Origin of the sequence: Micromonospora sp. NPDC093277 (assembly GCF_044765245.1) — a bacterium.
Lineage (GTDB): Bacteria > Actinomycetota > Actinomycetes > Mycobacteriales > Micromonosporaceae > Micromonospora.
This window is the reverse complement of the sequence record NZ_JBIWJO010000003.1, coordinates 338,776-354,298: the sequence shown is the minus strand read 5'-3', so window position 1 is coordinate 354,298 and position 15,523 is coordinate 338,776. Positions and strand designations below refer to the sequence as shown.

Genomic DNA, 15,523 nt, shown 5'->3' with positions numbered 1-15,523 from the left:
CCAAAGTCTGGGACATGTAGTCTCGCGCGGTGGATGTCGTACGCGCTGACGAACTCGACCGGTTGGAGCGCTTCTACGACGCGGTGCCCCGGGACGGCGCCCGTGTCGAGGAGTACGGCGCTCTGGTGCTCTTCGTCCGGGACGGCGCCGGTTGGCCGTTCTACGCCCGGCCCCGGCTGGACGCCACCGCACCGCCCGCACTCGCCGACGTGACAGCGGTCCGGGCCCGGCAACGGGAGCTGGGCCTGCCGGAGGCGTTCGAGTGGGTGCACGAGATCACCCCCGACCTGCTGGCGGTGGCCCGCTCGGCGGGGCTGTCCGTGCTGGAGGCGCCGCTGATGGTGCTGGACCCGGCCCGCCTGCCCGACCCGGCGACGCTCACCGACGTACCGGTGCGGGTCCTCGACCCGGCCGACCCGGGCTTTCCGGCGGACGTGGCGGCCCGGCGGGCCGTCGCGGCGGTCGGCTTCTCCAACGGCGGCACCGCGCGGGGCGAGGCCGGGCCGGCCGAGCGGGACGCCGCGATCCCCAGCCTCGACGTGGCCGCCCTCGACGAGGAGGCCGTCCGGATCGTCGACGGGCGGCGGATCTCCGCGCTCGCCAGGACGCCGGAACAGGGCCCACTGGCCAGCGGGATGGCGATGCGGGTCGGCGACGTGGCGGAGATCGCCGGGGTGGCCACCCTCCCGGCGGCCCGCCGGCGCGGCCTCGGCGCGGCGGTCACCGCCACCCTCGCCCGCGAACTGCGCGCCGCCGGCACCGACCTGGTCTTCCTCTCCGCCGGCAGCGAGGAGATCGCCCGCGTCTACCTGCGGGTCGGCTTCCGCCGGATCGGCACCGCCTGCATCGCCGAGCCCGCCGCCCTCGTCGGCTGACCCTCGTCGGCCGGGGCCGGACCTGGGCGACCCGATCAGGTGGGCGGTTGCCAGGAGGCGGCGGCCGAGGCGGCCGTGTTGCGCAGCCGGGGGCTGATCGTGCCGAGGGCGGCGTCGCGGGCACGCAGCGCCAGCCGGCCCCGGGTCTGCAGGACGGCCGACATCCGCCGGGTCTGCCGCACCATGGTCGCCGCCCGCGGCCGGCGCAGCCGGTCGTACGCGGCCACCGCGTCCGGCAGCCGGGACTCGCGCAGCAGCGCGGAGAGCGTCGCCGCGTCCTCGAAGGCGAGGCAGGCGCCCTGCCCGAGGTGCGGCGGCATGGCGTGCGCGGCGTCGCCGAGCAGCACCACCCCGCCCGGCCCGGCCGGGAAGCCGTACGACCGGGGCAGCGGGCGCAGCTCGCGGATCTCCCGCTGCACCAGGTCGGCCGGGTCGGTGGCGTCGAGCAGCTCGGCGATCGGCGCGGGCCAGCCCGCGTACCAGCGCTTGAGCAGGGCGAGCTGGGTCTCCGGCGACTCCGGGCGGGGCGCGCCGGCGGCGGTGGCCACCCAGTAGATGCCGCCCCGGCGGGAGGCACCCGCCGTGCCCCGCTCGCCCAGCGAGGCGGCCACGAAGCGGTAGCCGGCGCCCAGCGTCTCCCCGAACTCAGGCTGGTCGGCCGCGAGCTGCGGCACGCGGTACCAGGGGATGACGGCCCGCCAGGCGGCGCAGCCGGAGCTGACCACCGCCGCCTCCGGGGCGAGCTGCCGGCGGATCTCGCTGTCGGTGCCGTCGGCCACGACCACCAGATCCGCCGTCACGGTTTGCCGGCCGTCGCCGACCGCCGGGCGCTCCCCGGGCACCGCCCGCACCGTCCGCACGGTCACCCCGGTACGCAGCTCCACCTGATCACCCAGGCCGGCGATGAGCGCGTCGTGCAGGTCCTCCCGGTGCACCACCACCGGCATCCGCTCGGCCGGCATGGGGCGGGGCTGCACCAGCCAGTGCCCGTCGGGCCGGCGTACCCCGCCGTCGGGGACCGGCGTGGCGATCGCGTCCAGGCCGGCGCCGAGGCCGAGGGCGCGCAGCGCGCGTACCCCGTTGGGCCAGAGCATGACGGCGGTCGGCTCCGGACGGACCCGGTCGGCCCGTTCGAGGAGGGTGACCCGCCACCCGGAGCGGGCCAACGCGCCGGCCACCGCCAGGCCGCCGAGACCGGCACCGACCACCACCGCGGTTCGCATGACTCCCCCGCTCAGCTGTCCCGGTCGGGGACCGCCGCCGGGGCTTCGTCGCCCGGCTCGGCACCGGTGCGGACACCCGCCTCGGCGCGGGGCTCGGCGTCGACGGCGGTCGGGCCGTCGGCGTCCGACGCCGGCGCCGCGTCGGCGGCCGGCGGCTCCTCGTCGGGGACCGCACCGGTCTCCTGGTACGCGCGGAACTGCTCCGCACTGACCACCCGATAGCCGTCCGGCGCGACCCTGTCCGGCCCGGACTCCCCGGCGGCGAGGTCGACCTGCGACACGTCGCCACCCGCGGGCGGGACCGGGGTGGCCGGGGTGCCGATCGGGATCAGGAACTCGCGGGGCCCGCGGACCCGCACGAAGTAGACCAGCGCGCCGAGGAAGACCAGCCCCGCGGTCCACACGTTCAGCCGCAGGCCGAGGATGTGGTTGGCCTCGTCGGTGCGCATCATCTCGATCCAGAACCGGCCCGCCGTGTAGCCCATCACATAGAGCGCGAACGCCCGGCCCCGGCCGAACCGCAGCTTCCGGTCGAGGAAGTAGACCAGCGCGGCGACGCCGACGTTCCAGAGCGCCTCGTAGAGGAAGGTCGGTTGGTAGAGACCCGGCTGGAGGACCGGGTTGCCGGCGTCGTCACGCAGGGCGTGGCCGGGATTGTCCGGGTCCATCACGTGCACCTGGAGGCCCCAGGGCAGGCTGGTGCGGCCGCCGTACAGCTCGTTGTTGAACCAGTTGCCGAGCCGACCGACCGCCTGGGCCAGCGGCATGCCCGGCGCCAGCGCGTCGGCCACCACCCCGAGGGGGAGGCCGAGCTGGCGGGCGGCGAACCAGGCGCCGACCGCGCCGCCGGCGACCGCGCCCCAGATGCCGAGCCCGCCCTCCCAGATGTAGAACACCTTGATCAGCTCGCCACCGGCGCCGAAGTACTTCTCCGGCGAGGTGATCACGTGGTAGACCCGGGCGCCGACGATCCCGGCCGGCACCGCCCAGACGGCGATGTCGAGCACCGCGCCGGGGGCGACGCCACGCTGGCGCAGCCGATACTCGGTCACCACGCCGGCCACCACGATGCCGACAAGGATGCACAATGCGTACGCCCGGAGCGGAACCGGACCGAGCTGCCAGACGGCGGTGGCGGGGCTGGGCAGCGCCGCCAGTGGGGTCATCGGGGCGAGGGTCACGGGTGAACACGCTACCCGTGCGGAGGGTGCTTCCGGCACCCCGGGCGGCCCGCTTCACGGGTCGGCTGACTTCTGCTCTGCGCGGTCGTAGGCTCTTTGTCCGGAGCACGCCCATCTGGGCGGTCGCCGCCGTCGTCACCGACCAGGCCGGTCGGGTGCCGCTCTGCCGGCGCTCCGGATGCGGCCGGCGCTGGGCGTTGCCGGGCGGACCGGGCCGCTCCCCCACCACCGGCCGGCCGTCGCGGGCTCCTGCCGGACGTGCTGGTGCACGTGTTCCGCGCACTGCCCAGCAACATGATCCACTCCAGGTGCGGCATGTGGTTGTATCCCGCCTCCGGAAGACCACGACTTGCCGCATCCTGCTTCACCTCCCGCCGCCTCCTGCCGGCGATATCACCGACGATTCAGCTCGAAGGCGCTGAGAAACGATGCCATGGGTGGCCGGGGAGGGCCGGCCGGACCGGCCACTGCCGCAATCAGCGGACCGGGTTGCGGACCCCTTCGGCCAGTTCGGCGCTCACCGCGCGCAGCGCGGCCAGCCCGGCGGCCTGGTCGGGGGCGTCGAGCAGGCAGCGGATGAGCGCGCTGCCGACGATGACGGCGTCGGCGTACCCGGCGACCGTGCCGGCCTGCGCACCGGTGCCCACGCCCAGCCCGACGCCGACCGGCAGGTCGGTGACCGCGCGCGTCCGGGAGACCAGGATCGGCGCCGCCTCGGAGGTCTGCGCCCGGGCGCCGGTGACGCCCATGATCGCGGTGGCGTAGACGAAGCCCCGGCAGTGCTCGACGGTCATCTTCAGCCGTGCGTCGGTCGAGGACGGGGAGACCAGGAACGTCCGGTCCAGGCCGTACGCGTCGGAGGCGGCCAGCCACTCGCCGGCCTCCTCGGGGATGAGGTCCGGGGTGACCAGGCCGGTGCCCCCGGCGGCGGCCAGGTCGCGGGCGAACGCGTCGACGCCGTACTGCTCGATCGGGTTCCAGTAGGTCATGGTGACCACCGGCGCGCCGGTGGCCGCCACCTCCTCGACGACGCGCAGCGTGTCCCGGGTACGCACACCCCCGGCCAGGGCGATGTCGCTGGCCCGCTGGATGACCGGGCCGTCCATCACCGGGTCGGAGTACGGAATCTCCACCTCGATGACGTCAACACCCGCCTCGACCATGGCCCTCATCGCGGCGATGCTGCCCTCGACGGTCGGGAACCCGGCCGGCATGCAGCCGACCAGCACGGCCCGATTGTCCGCGCGGGCCTTGTCGAAGGCCACCCCGATCCGGCTCACGCCACCGCCTCGCTTCGCTCCGCGGCGGCGCGAGCCGCCACGCTGCTGAGCCGAATGGTTGGCTCGCTCATGCCTGCTCCTGGTCGAGGATGCCGAAGAACTCGCCGGCGGTGTGCACGTCCTTGTCGCCCCGGCCGGAGAGGTTGACCACGATGACCGGTTCCCGGCCCAGCTCGGCGGCGAGCTGCGGGGCGATCTTCAGGGCACCGGCGAGCGCGTGCGAGCTCTCGATCGCCGGGATGATCCCCTCGGTGCGGCAGAGCAGCTCGAACGCGGCCATCGCCTCGTCGTCGTCGACCGGCAGGTACGTCGCCCGGCCGGTGTCGTGCAGCCAGGCGTGCTCCGGCCCGACGCCCGGGTAGTCCAGGCCGGCCGAGATCGAGTGCGACTCGATCGTCTGCCCGTCGGAGTTCTGCAACACGTACGTGCGGGTGCCGTGCAGCACGCCGGCGGTGCCGCCGGTGATGCTGGCGGCGTGCCGGCCGGTCGCCACGCCCTCGCCGCCGGCCTCGAAGCCGTAGAGGCGGACGCCGGTGTCGGGCACGAACGCGTGGAAGATGCCCAGCGCGTTGGAGCCGCCGCCGACGCAGGCCGCGACCGCGTCCGGCAGCGCGCCGGTCAGGTCGAGGCACTGCCGGCGGGCCTCCTCGCCGATGCCGCGCACGAAGTCCCGGACCATCTCTGGGAACGGGTGCGGCCCGGCGGCGGTGCCGATCAGGTAGTGGGTGCTGTCGACGTTGGCGACCCAGTCCCGCATCGCCTCGTTCATCGCGTCCTTGAGGGTCCGCGAGCCGGTGGTGACCGGGACGACGGTGGCACCGAGCATCCGCATCCGGGCCACGTTGAGCGCCTGCCGCTGGGTGTCGACCTCGCCCATGTAGACCACGCACTCGAGGTCGAACAGCGCGGCGGCGGTGGCGGTGGCCACGCCGTGCTGCCCGGCGCCGGTCTCGGCGATCACCCGGGTCTTGCCCATCCGCTTGGTGAGCAGGGCCTGACCGAGCACGTTGCGGACCTTGTGCGCGCCGGTGTGGTTGAGGTCCTCCCGCTTGAGCAGGATCCGCGCCCCGGCCTTCGCGGAGAACCGCCGGGCCTGGTAGAGCGGCGAAGGGGTGTTGGCGTAGTCGACCAGCAGGGCGCCGAACTCGGCGAGGAAGGCCTCGTCGGTCATCGCCTTCCGGTACGCCGCGTCCAGCTCGTCGAGCGCCGCGACCAGCGCCTCCGGGACGAATCGCCCACCGAACCGGCCGAAGTGACCGGCGGCGTCCGGGACCCGGGCGGCCGGGGCGTCAGCGGTCATCGCGCTGTCCTCTCGCTGCGTGGGGGGCCGGCGCGGCTCAGCGCACCGGGCGGGGCGTGGCCGGGTGGTTGCCGGCGTTGACCAGCTCGGCGACCGCCTCGCGGGGGCTCTTCTGGGTGACCAGGCCCTCGCCGACCAGGACCGCGTCGGCACCGGCCGAGGCATACCGGATGAGGTCGTGCGGCCCGCGTACGCCGGACTCGGCGATCTTGACGACGCTGCTCGGCAGGCCGGGCGCGATCCGCTCGAACACCGACCGGTCGACCTCCAGGGTACGCAGGTCACGGGCGTTGACGCCGATCACCTGTGCGCCGGCCTCCAGGGCCCGGTCGGCCTCCTCCTCGGTGTGCACCTCGACCAGTGCGGTCATGCCGAGCGACTCGATCCGCTCCAGCAGGCCGACCAGCGCGTTCTGCTCCAGCGCCGCGACGATCAGCAGCACCAGGTCGGCACCGTGCGCCCGCGCCTCGTGCACCTGATAGCTGGAGACCACGAAGTCCTTGCGCAGCACCGGGATGCCGACCGCGGCCCGCACGGCGGCCAGGTCGGCCAGCGACCCGCCGAACCAGCGGCCCTCGGTGAGCACGCTGATCGCCCGGGCCCCGCCGGCCGCGTAGTCGCCGGCCAGGTCGGCCGGGTCGGCGATCTCGGCCAGCCGCCCCTTGGACGGCGAGGAACGCTTCACCTCGGCGATCACCGCCACGCCGGGCCGGCGCAGGGCCGCATACGCGTCCAGCGGCGGCGGCGCGGCGGCGGCCAGCTCGCGAATCCGCTCCAGCGGCACCTGCGCCTGTCGCCGGGCCACGTCCTCGCGCACGCCGGCCAGGATCTCGTCGAGTACGCCTGTGGACGCCGCCGGACCGGCGTCGTCCCCCTCCGCGTGCGCATGCTCAGCAGTCACCAACGGACTCCCCTCTCCGGGTGTCATGGGCCGATGCTAGGGGGCGCCACCTGGCGACAAGCGCCGGGGGTATGGCGCACCTCACCACATGGGCTGTGGCATGATGGCCGGCCTCGGTGAACGGGATGTCACGCAGTGCCACCTCGCCCGGCGGCCGGTGCCGTCCGGGCCGTCCCGCGGCCCGATCCACATATCGACCAACGCCCATGCCCCATCTCACCATGGGCCACCCCGGATGCGCAGGACCACGATCGTTCTCGATGTTGTGACCAAGCTCAAGGACGAACGGCCCTGCCCAGGTCGCCCCCGCTGCCGGACTGTTGACCTGGATGTCACGGCGGCGAAACGCGAGCCCGGCAGGATTTCGATCGGGCAGACTCGATAAGGCGCCCGTCGGCGTCAACGAACTCGTGCGGGGTGACCATGAGCGCCATCGAGCCGAACCACATCGGGCTCACCACCATCTCCCGGACCGTCGCGTCGCTCGCCGTCGGCGTGGTGCACACCGTCGAACGCGCCGTGATCGGCGACGGCCGGATGCGGACCGCCCGTGGCAACGCCTGGGAGGCGGTCTGCGCCGACCGGGCGCGCGCCGCGCAGCGCCGAGAACTGGACCGCCTGGTCGCCGAGCTGAGCGCCGCCCGCGCCGCCCGGGAGCGCCGCGACGCGCGCGCCGGGCAGCCGGTCAGTTGACGGTCGGGTCCTCACCCCGGTCGAGCGCCTCCCAGGCGTCCCGGGTGCCACGTTCCACCGCCGGCCGCCCGGCGCCCGCCGGACCCGCCGGCCGTGCCGACCGCTCGTAGCGGGCGCCCATCGCCGGCCAGCCGCCGCCGCGCAGCGCGGTGACCCCGCCGCCGGTCGCGGCGACCAGCCCGCCGAGCAGCACCAGCACCGGCCACTGCCGGCTCACCCCGGCACCGAGGTCGGCGGTCAGGCCGTACCCGCCGCCAGCCGCCACGGCCAGCCCGACCAGGGTCAGCAGGCCGCCCAGCAGGCGCCGGAGCCGACCCCGGGTGGCCAGCACCGCGCCGCCGCCGGCCAGCCCGACCAGGGCCAGCGCCGAGGCCCAGGGCAGCAGGTCCGCGCCGGTGCGGGCGTGCCGCACCGGCGGCAGCGAGCCCCGGGCGGCCAGCTCGACCGACCAGGTCCGGGTCACCGCCCACAGCGCCAGGCCCGCCCCGGCCAGGCAGAGCAGCACCGCGTACGTCAGCTCGCGCCGGCCCCGGCCGGCCGGGGACCCGGTGGTGGACGCCGTCATCGGGCGGGCCGAAGGGTCTCGGCGGCGGCGATGGCGGCGAGCACCGCGGCGGCCTTGTTCCGGGTCTCCTGGTCCTCGGCGGCGGGATCGGAGTCGGCCACCACCCCGGCCCCGGCCTGCACGTAGGCCCGGCCGTCGCGGATCAGCGCGGTACGGATGGCGATGGCCATGTCCAGGTCGCCGCCGAAGCCGAAGTAGCCGACGGTGCCGCCGTAGAGGCCCCGCCGGACCGGCTCCAACTCCTCGATGATCTCCATGGCCCGTACCTTCGGCGCCCCGGAGAGGGTGCCGGCGGGGAAGGTGGCGGCGAGTGCGTCGAAGGCGGTGCGGTCGGCGCGCAGCTCCCCCACCACCGTGGAGACGATGTGCATGACGTGGCTGTACCGCTCGATGGTGGCGAACTCCGGCACCTCGACCGTGCCCGGCCGGCACACCCGGCCCAGGTCGTTGCGGCCCAGGTCGACCAGCATGACGTGCTCGGCCCGTTCCTTCGGGTCGGCGAGCAGCTCGGCGGCGAGCCGGGCGTCCGCCTCCGGGGAGCCGCCGCGCGGCCGGGTGCCGGCGATCGGGTGCAGCAGCGCCCGCCGCCGCCCGTCCGGACCGGCGCTCACCTTCAGGTGCGCCTCCGGCGAGGAGCCGACGATGTCGAAGCCGTCGAAGCGCAGCAGGTACATGTACGGGCTGGGGTTGGTGGTACGCAGCACCCGGTAGACGTCGAGCGGGTCGGCGTGGGTGTCCCGCTCGAATCGCTGGCTGAGCACGATCTGGAAGCACTCGCCGGCCCGGATCGCCTCCTTGGCCGCCGCCACCGCCTTCGGGTAGCCGCCCTCGGGCGTACGGCTGACCACGTCGCCGGCCGGGGGCCGGGCGACCGTCGAGATCATGGGCGGAATCGGCCGGGACAGGGCCGCGGTCATCGCGTCCAGCCGCCCCACCGCGTGGTGGTACGCCGCCGCGACCAGCGCCTCCCGGCCCGGCGCGTCCAACGGCGGCAGGACCGCGTTGGCGACCAGGATCGCCGACCCCTCGTAGTGGTCGAGCACCACCAGGTCGGTGGCGAGCATCATGCCCAGCTCGGGCACGTCGAGGTCGTCCTCGGTCAGCTCGGGCAGCCGCTCGAAGCGCCGGACCAGGTCGTACCCGAGGTAGCCGACCATGCCCCCGGTGAGCGGCGGCATCCCGCTGGCCGGGTCCCAGGCCGGGCCGGCGAGGGCGGCGACGGTCTCGCGGAGCACCGCCACCGGGTCGCCGGAGGCCGGCACGCCGGCCGGCGGCGCGCCGGCCCAGACCGCCGCGCCGTCCCGCTCGGTCAGCGTGGCGCTGCTGCGTACGCCGACGAACGAGTAGCGGGACCAGGCGGTGCCGGCCGAGCCGACGCCCTGCTCGGCGGATTCCAGCAGGAAGGTGCCGGGGCCGCCGGCGAGCTTGCGGTAGACGCCGACCGGGGTCTCCGCGTCGGCCAGCAGCCGCCGGGTGACCGGCACGACCCGCCAGCGGGACGCCAGTTCGGCGAAGGCGCTCTGCTCCGGGCTGACCGTGCCGTCCGTCATGACGTCGCCTCCGGGGAGCTGACCGGCAGCTCGGTGAAGAAGCAGGTGTGATGCCCGGTGTGGCAGGCCGCGCCGACCTGGTCGACGCTGACCAGCAGGGCGTCGCCGTCGCAGTCCAGGGCGACGGAGCGGACGTACTGGTGGTGGCCGGAGGTGGCGCCCTTCACCCAGTATTCCTGGCGACTGCGCGACCAGTAGGTGGCCCGGCCGGTGGTCAGGGTGCGGTGCAGCGCCTCGTCGTCCATCCAGGCGACCATCAGCACCTCACCCGAGTCGTGCTGGCGAACCACCGCGGCCACCAGACCGTCGGCGGTGCGGCGCAGCCGGGCCGCGATGGCCGGGTCGAGCCGGGATGGGCGGGCCGGGCCGGGGGCCGCGGCGCCGCCGGAACGGGCAGGGGCGCCGGTCACCGGCGCGTCAGAGGCGGGCACGGTGAGCCATTCTCCCGCACGCGGCGCGGGCACCGCCGACGTGTCCCGAGAGGTGGCCCCCGGACGGCCGAGGGCGCGGGTCAGTTGCGCCAGGTAGCGGTCGAGCCGACCGTCGATCAGGGCCTCCGCCAGGTCCGTGCCGGCCACCGCGGCGATCTCCTCGGCGTACGGGCGGACCAGCGGGACGATCCCGGTGACCAGCCGGCCGGCGGCGGCCGCGACCTCGCCGGTGGCGCCGGGGCGCAGCCCGAGGCAGCGCAGCATGTCGTCGCGGTAGCCGGGCGGGGCGACCGGGAGGTCCAGCGCGGCGGCCAGCGCGTCCCGGCGGGACGCCACCCGGATCGACGGGTTGACCAGCCGTAGCACGGACGGGCAGAGCCGGGCCAGGTCGGCGGCGGCGAGCCGGACGCCCAGCGGGTCGGCGGCCCACCGGGCGCCGGCGACCTTGCCGAGGGTGGCGATGAGTTCCTCCAGCCGGGGCTCGTCGGCGGGCTGGCAGAGCACCGGCAGGTCGATCCGGCGCCGCCACTCCGGCGTGGCCCAGATCAGCCGGGCCGGCGCGGTGACCGGCAGCCCGAACGCCCAGTCGGCCGGTTGGCCGAGCCGGTGGACCCAGGACCGGACGTCCCGCGCGGCCACCGACACGTGCACGAGGCGTCCCTCGAACTCGGCGAGGTACGCCCGTCGCGCCGCGTACGGGAGGCCGGCCGCGGGCGGGCCCGCCGCCCCGGGATCGGGGAGTGCGGCCCGCCACGGCTCGTCGGCGGGTCGCTCCCCCTCGGTCGCGAGCAGCACGTCGACGTCGACGTCGCTGTGCTCGGTGGCGGCCTGTCGGGCGTGGCTGCCGCGCAGCATGATGCCGACCACCGGACGGTCGGCGGCCTGCCGCAGACGGGCGGCCCACTCGTCCAGGAATCCGGTCTCGGGCAGCGCAGGGGGACCCACCGCGACATGGTGCCGGAGTCCGATCTTCGACGCAATGACCGTTGCCCGACCTCGTGTCCGGTGCGATGGCTAGTGCCCGACGAATCGCATTGCTACCCCGGGGTACCTTTCCCGGGGACCGCAGGCCGGATCAGGCCAGTTCCTCCTCCGCCCGGCGATACGCGTCGATCTTGTGGTCGAGCACCTTGAGATCCTCCGTCAACTCGGCCATCCGGGTCAGCACCCGGACGCGGTGCGCCTCGAAGAGGGCCCGCCGCGCGCCGAGCGTCCGGTCCCCCTGCCGGGCCAGCTCGGCGTAGCGGCGCATGTCCCGTACCGGCATCCCGGTGCGGCGCAGCCGGGTGAGCAGGAACAGCCAGTTGACGTCGGACTCGGTGTAGCGCCGCCGGCCCGAGGAGTCGCGGCCGACCGGGGCGACCAGACCCTCCTGCTCGTACCAGCGCAGCGTGTAGGTGGTCAGGCCGACCCGCTCCGCCGCCTCACCGACGCTGAGGCTCGTCTCCCGCGTGCTGATGTCCACCCGTCCAAGGGTTCCAGTTCGAGCCCACTCGAAGTCAACCGTTGCGCGGAGCGGCGTAACTCAACTAGCGTTGATTTCAACGCATGATGAGTTCTTGGAGGCGGACATGGACGGCACAGTCGTGGTCCGTGACCTGGTGGTCGACCGGGGCCGACGGCGGGTGCTTCAGGGCATCTCCTGTTCGGTGCCCCGCGGCACGGTCACCGGGCTGCTGGGGCCGAGCGGCAGTGGTAAGACCACCCTGATGCGGGCGATCGTCGGGGTGCAGACGATCGACTCGGGCACGGTGACCGTGCTCGGCCGGTCAGCCGGCGCGGCGAGCCTGCGGAACCGGGTCGGCTACCTGACCCAGGCGCCCAGCGTCTACGCCGACCTGACCGTCCGGGAGAACGCGCGCTACTTCGCCGTACTCCAGGGGCGCGGCCGGGCCGAGGCGGACCGCGCGGTGACCGACGTCGGCCTGGCCGACGCCGCCGGCCAGCTGGTCGGCACGCTCTCCGGCGGTCAGCGCAGCCGTGCCTCGCTGGCCTGCGCACTGGTCGGCGATCCGGAACTCGTCATCCTCGACGAGCCCACCGTCGGCCAGGACCCGGTGCTCCGGGCCGACCTGTGGGCCCGGTTCCACGCCATGGCCGCCGCCGGCACCACCCTGCTGGTGTCCAGTCACGTGATGGACGAGGCGGCCCGCTGCGACCGGCTGCTGCTCATCCGGGACGGTCAGCTGATCGCCGACGACACCCCCGACTCGGTCCGCGCCACCACCGGCGCCGACGACCTGGAGGAGGCCTTCCTCCGGCTGATCCAGGCGCACGAGGCGGGCCGGGCGCCCGCCGGAAGGGAACGGTCGTGAACCCCCGCATCCTGGCCGCCACCATCGGGCGGATCCTGCGCCAGCTCCGACACGACCGGCGGACCGTCGCGCTGCTCGTCGTGGTGCCCACCGCGCTGCTCACCCTGGTCTACTACATGTACGCCGACCAGCCCACCCCGCCGGGTCAACCGGCCGTCTTCGACCGGGTGGCACTGATCATGCTGGGCTTCTTCCCGTTCATCATCATGTTCCTGGTGACCAGCATCGCCATGCTCCGCGAACGCACCACCGGGACGCTGGAACGGCTGCTCACCACCCCGCTGGGCAAGCTCGACCTGCTCTTCGGCTACGGCATCGCGTTCGGCCTGGCCGGCGTGGTGCAGTCGACCATCGCGTCGCTGGTGGCGTACCGGGTCTTCGGGCTGGACACCGCCGGCAGCCTCTGGCTGGTTGTCATGATCGCCGGGGTCAACGCGGTGCTCGCCGTGGCGCTCGGCCTGTTCTGCTCCGCGTTCGCCCGCACCGAGTTCCAGGCCGTGCAGTTCATGCCGTTGGTGGTGGCGCCGCAACTGCTGCTGTGCGGGCTGTTCGTGCCGCGTGGGCAGATGGCCGGCTGGCTCCAGGCGGTCAGCGACGCGCTGCCCCTGTCGTACGCGGTCGAGGCGCTGCAGGAGGTCGGCGCGCACGCCGAGCCGACCGGGACCATGTGGCGGGACGTGGCGATCGTCGCCGGGGCGGCGGTGGCGGCACTGGTGCTCGCCGCGGCCACCCTGCGTCGGCGCAGCGGATGAGGGCGCGGCGGACCGGACGACGACCCGGCAACCCGGACACCCGGGAGGCCATCCTCGACGCGGCCCGGGCGGCGTTCGCCGAGCGTGGCTTCGACGCCGCCTCGATCCGGGCGATCGCCGCCGCCGCGGGGGTGGACCCGGCGCTGGTGCACCACTACTTCGGCACCAAGGAGGAGCTGTTCCGGGCCACCGTGGCGATCCCCCTCGACCCGGCCGAACTGCTGCCCGCCGTGCTGGCCGCCGGCCCGGACCAGGTGGGCGAGCGGCTGGTCCGCACGTTCCTGAAGGTCTGGGACTCCCCCGTCGGCGCGGCGGGGCTGGCGCTGCTCCGCTCCGCCGTGAACAACGAGTGGACCGCCCGGCTGCTGCGCGAGTTCCTGGTCACCCAGGTGCTGCGCCGGGTCGTCGAGCACCTTGATGTCGACCCCGCCGAGCGCGCGCTGCGCGGGGGGCTGGTGGCCAGCCAGCTGGCCGGCCTGATCATGACGCGGTACGTCATCCGCATCGAACCGATCGCCTCCGCCGCCCCGGACACCCTGGTCACCGCGATCGGCCCGACCCTCCAGCGCTACCTGACCGCCCCCCTCCCCCCACCCAACCCGAGTTGATCAAGAGGTTTGCGTCTCCAGGCGGTCGGATCCCGACGCAAACTTCTTGATCAACGCGACCAGGGGCGTCAGCGGGTCTGTTCGAGCCAGGAGGCGTAGAGCAGGGCGTAGACGGAGTCGGGGTCCTTGACCAGCTCGTCGTGCGGGCCGCGCTGGACGATCCGGCCCCGGTCCACCACGATCACCTCGTCGGCGGCCTGCGCGGTGGAGAGCCGGTGCGCGATGGCGAGCGTCGTCCGGCCCCGGGTGACCGCGTCCAGGGTGCGCTGCAGGCGTACCTCGGTGGCCGGGTCGACGGCGCTGGTCGCCTCGTCCAGCACCAGCAGGTCGGGGTCGGCTACGTACGCCCGGGCCAGCGCGACGAGCTGCCGCTCGCCGACGCTGAGCGCCTCGCCGCGCTCGCCGACCGGGGTGTCCAGCCCGGCCGGCAGGCCGTCCAGCCAGTCCGCCAGCCCCAGCTCGGTGAAGGCGGTGGTGAGCTGCGCGTCGGTCAGCTCCGGGCGGGCGAAGCGGACATTCTCCCCGACCGTGGCATCGAAGAGGAAGCCGTCCTGCGGCACCATCACCACGCGGGCGCGCAGCGACTCGAACCGCACCTGGCGCAGTGACACGCCGGAGAGCAGCACCTCGCCCTCGGTGGGGTCCATCAGTCGGGTGAGCAGCTTGGCGAAGGTGGTCTTGCCGCTGCCGGTCTCGCCGACCACGGCCACCCGGCTCTTCGCCGGGATGTCCAGCGTCACCCCGTGCAGCACCGGCGGCCCACCCGGGTAGGCGAAGGTCACCTCCGCGAAGCGGATGTCCAGCGGGCCGGAGGGCAACTCCCGCCCCCGCTCCCCCGGGTCGGCCACGTCCGGCGCGACGTCCAGCACGTCGAGCACCCGGCGCCAGCCGGCGATCGCGTTCTGCGCCTCGTTGAGCACCTCGGTGGCGATCTGCACCGGCTGGATGAACAGGGTCACCAGGAACAGGAACGCGGTGAGCTGGCCGATGGACAGGGTCCGGTCGACGCCGAGGTTCACCCCGACCACCACCACGCCGGCCAGGGCCAGGCCGGCCGCCAGCTCCCCCACCGAGCTGCCCAGGATGCTGATCCGGATGGCTCCCTGCTGGGCCCGCCGCTGCCCCTCGATCGCCGCGTCCAGCCGCCGGGCGGTCCGCCCGGCGATCCCGTACGCCCGGATCACCGGGGCGCCCACCACGCTCTCGCCGATGGCGCCGAGCATGGTGCCCGTCCGCTGGCGGACCAGGCCGTACGCGACGGCGAGGCGGCGCTGCAGCACCCGGATCACCAGCACCGCCGGCGCGAACGCGGTGATCACCACCAGGGTCAGCTGCCAGGAGTACGCCAGCATGACGGCCGTGGTCACCACGAGCTGGCCCAGGTTGACGATCAGGATCACGCCGCCCCACTGGAGGAACTGGGTGATCTGGTCGACGTCGCTGGTGACCCGGGAGACCAGCGAGCCGCGCCGCTCGGACTGCTGGTGCAGCATCGACAGGTCGTGCACGTGCCGGAAGGCCCGGGTACGCACGCCGGCGAGGGCGGTCTCGCTGACCGTGAAGAGCCGACGCATCATCAGGTAGCCGCAGGCGGTGGTCACCACCAGCACGGCGGCGGTGGCGATCACGGTCAGCGAGATCACGTTCACGTCGAGGCCGCCCACGATGCCGTGGTCGATGCCGCGCTGCACGGCCACCGGCACCGCGACCCGGCCGACCATGTAGACCAGCGCCAGCCCGAGCGTGCCGGCCAGTCCCGTCCTCAGCTCCGGGGAGAGGGCCAGGCCGCGGCGCAGCGTCCGCCAGGTCGACTCGGGCCGCTCCGCCTCAACCGTCGCGCTCACCGTGC

The 15,523-nt window shown here is 74.6% G+C and carries 15 protein-coding genes and 1 pseudogene; 5 read left to right on the top strand and 11 right to left on the bottom strand.

Annotation, left to right across the window (positions count from 1 at the left end):
* The first annotated feature begins 29 nt into the window (after positions 1-29).
* Positions 30-875 carry a GNAT family N-acetyltransferase gene (locus ACIRG9_RS09595; RefSeq protein WP_402852747.1) on the top strand — a complete coding sequence of 282 codons (846 nt, stop codon included), beginning with the start codon at positions 30-32 and terminating at the stop codon, positions 873-875.
* 35 nt (positions 876-910) lie between these two features.
* On the opposite strand, the gene ACIRG9_RS09590 is transcribed toward ACIRG9_RS09595, so the two are convergent.
* The 5 genes from ACIRG9_RS09590 to trpC all read right to left on the bottom strand — a co-directional run bounded on the left by ACIRG9_RS09590 (position 911) and on the right by trpC (position 6,760).
* Complete coding sequence (locus ACIRG9_RS09590) at positions 911-2,098, bottom strand: FAD-dependent oxidoreductase (protein ID WP_402852744.1); 1,188 nt, start codon at positions 2,096-2,098, stop codon at positions 911-913.
* Between the two features lie 11 nt (positions 2,099-2,109).
* Positions 2,110-3,279: a prolipoprotein diacylglyceryl transferase gene (gene lgt, locus ACIRG9_RS09585; protein WP_402852741.1), complete on the bottom strand. Its 1,170-nt coding sequence runs from the start codon at positions 3,277-3,279 to the stop codon at positions 2,110-2,112.
* Positions 3,280-3,755: 476 nt separating this feature from the next.
* Positions 3,756-4,559, bottom strand: a complete 804-nt coding sequence (trpA, locus tag ACIRG9_RS09580) for a tryptophan synthase subunit alpha (RefSeq protein ID WP_402852738.1) — start codon at positions 4,557-4,559, stop codon at positions 3,756-3,758.
* Positions 4,560-4,626: 67 nt separating this feature from the next.
* Positions 4,627-5,859, bottom strand: a complete 1,233-nt coding sequence (gene trpB, locus ACIRG9_RS09575; RefSeq protein WP_402852736.1) for a tryptophan synthase subunit beta — start codon at positions 5,857-5,859, stop codon at positions 4,627-4,629.
* Between the two features lie 37 nt (positions 5,860-5,896).
* Positions 5,897-6,760: an indole-3-glycerol phosphate synthase TrpC gene (gene trpC / locus ACIRG9_RS09570; protein ID WP_091122053.1), complete on the bottom strand. Its 864-nt coding sequence runs from the start codon at positions 6,758-6,760 to the stop codon at positions 5,897-5,899.
* Between the two features lie 423 nt (positions 6,761-7,183).
* Between trpC and ACIRG9_RS09565 the strand changes: the two genes are divergently transcribed.
* Positions 7,184-7,453 (top strand): hypothetical protein, encoded by a 270-nt coding sequence (locus ACIRG9_RS09565; protein WP_402852732.1) that lies wholly within the window; start codon positions 7,184-7,186, stop codon positions 7,451-7,453.
* On the opposite strand, the gene ACIRG9_RS09560 is transcribed toward ACIRG9_RS09565, so the two are convergent.
* The 5 genes and pseudogenes from ACIRG9_RS09560 to ACIRG9_RS09540 form a co-directional block, all read right to left on the bottom strand.
* Positions 7,446-8,018: a Trp biosynthesis-associated membrane protein gene (locus ACIRG9_RS09560; protein WP_402852729.1), complete on the bottom strand. Its 573-nt coding sequence runs from the start codon at positions 8,016-8,018 to the stop codon at positions 7,446-7,448. The genes ACIRG9_RS09565 and ACIRG9_RS09560 overlap by 8 nt on opposite strands.
* Positions 8,015-9,568 carry an anthranilate synthase component I gene (locus tag ACIRG9_RS09555; protein WP_402852726.1) on the bottom strand — a complete coding sequence of 518 codons (1,554 nt, stop codon included), beginning with the start codon at positions 9,566-9,568 and terminating at the stop codon, positions 8,015-8,017. Before ACIRG9_RS09555 ends, ACIRG9_RS09560 begins: the two co-directional genes overlap by 4 nt.
* Positions 9,565-9,999 (bottom strand): phosphoribosyl-AMP cyclohydrolase, encoded by a 435-nt coding sequence (gene hisI, locus ACIRG9_RS09550; protein ID WP_402853080.1) that lies wholly within the window; start codon positions 9,997-9,999, stop codon positions 9,565-9,567. The genes ACIRG9_RS09555 and hisI overlap by 4 nt, the downstream gene beginning before the upstream one ends.
* A 180-nt stretch (positions 10,000-10,179) precedes the next feature.
* Positions 10,180-10,854 (bottom strand): annotated as a pseudogene (locus tag ACIRG9_RS09545) (phosphoribosyl-AMP cyclohydrolase); the annotation flags it as partial.
* A 220-nt stretch (positions 10,855-11,074) separates the two neighbouring features.
* The gene (locus ACIRG9_RS09540) at positions 11,075-11,464 is read right to left on the bottom strand and encodes a MerR family transcriptional regulator (RefSeq protein ID WP_402852723.1); all 390 of its coding nucleotides are present in this window, start codon (positions 11,462-11,464) and stop codon (positions 11,075-11,077) included.
* A 106-nt stretch (positions 11,465-11,570) separates the two neighbouring features.
* On the opposite strand from ACIRG9_RS09540, the gene ACIRG9_RS09535 reads away from it, so the two are divergent.
* Genes ACIRG9_RS09535 through ACIRG9_RS09525 form a run of 3 tightly spaced genes read left to right on the top strand, consistent with a single transcriptional unit; the run spans position 11,571 to position 13,674 of the window.
* Entirely contained in the window at positions 11,571-12,314 is a 744-nt protein-coding gene (locus ACIRG9_RS09535) for an ABC transporter ATP-binding protein (RefSeq protein ID WP_402852720.1), read from the top strand.
* Entirely contained in the window at positions 12,311-13,066 is a 756-nt protein-coding gene (locus ACIRG9_RS09530; protein ID WP_402852717.1) for an ABC transporter permease, read from the top strand. The genes ACIRG9_RS09535 and ACIRG9_RS09530 overlap by 4 nt, the downstream gene beginning before the upstream one ends.
* Positions 13,063-13,674: a TetR family transcriptional regulator gene (locus ACIRG9_RS09525; protein WP_402852714.1), complete on the top strand. Its 612-nt coding sequence runs from the start codon at positions 13,063-13,065 to the stop codon at positions 13,672-13,674. Before ACIRG9_RS09530 ends, ACIRG9_RS09525 begins: the two co-directional genes overlap by 4 nt.
* 68 nt (positions 13,675-13,742) lie before the next feature.
* Here the strand turns inward: ACIRG9_RS09525 and ACIRG9_RS09520 are convergent, their stop codons facing one another.
* Positions 13,743-15,518 (bottom strand): ABC transporter ATP-binding protein, encoded by a 1,776-nt coding sequence (locus tag ACIRG9_RS09520; protein WP_402852711.1) that lies wholly within the window; start codon positions 15,516-15,518, stop codon positions 13,743-13,745.
* Between the last annotated feature and the right edge of the window lie 5 nt (positions 15,519-15,523).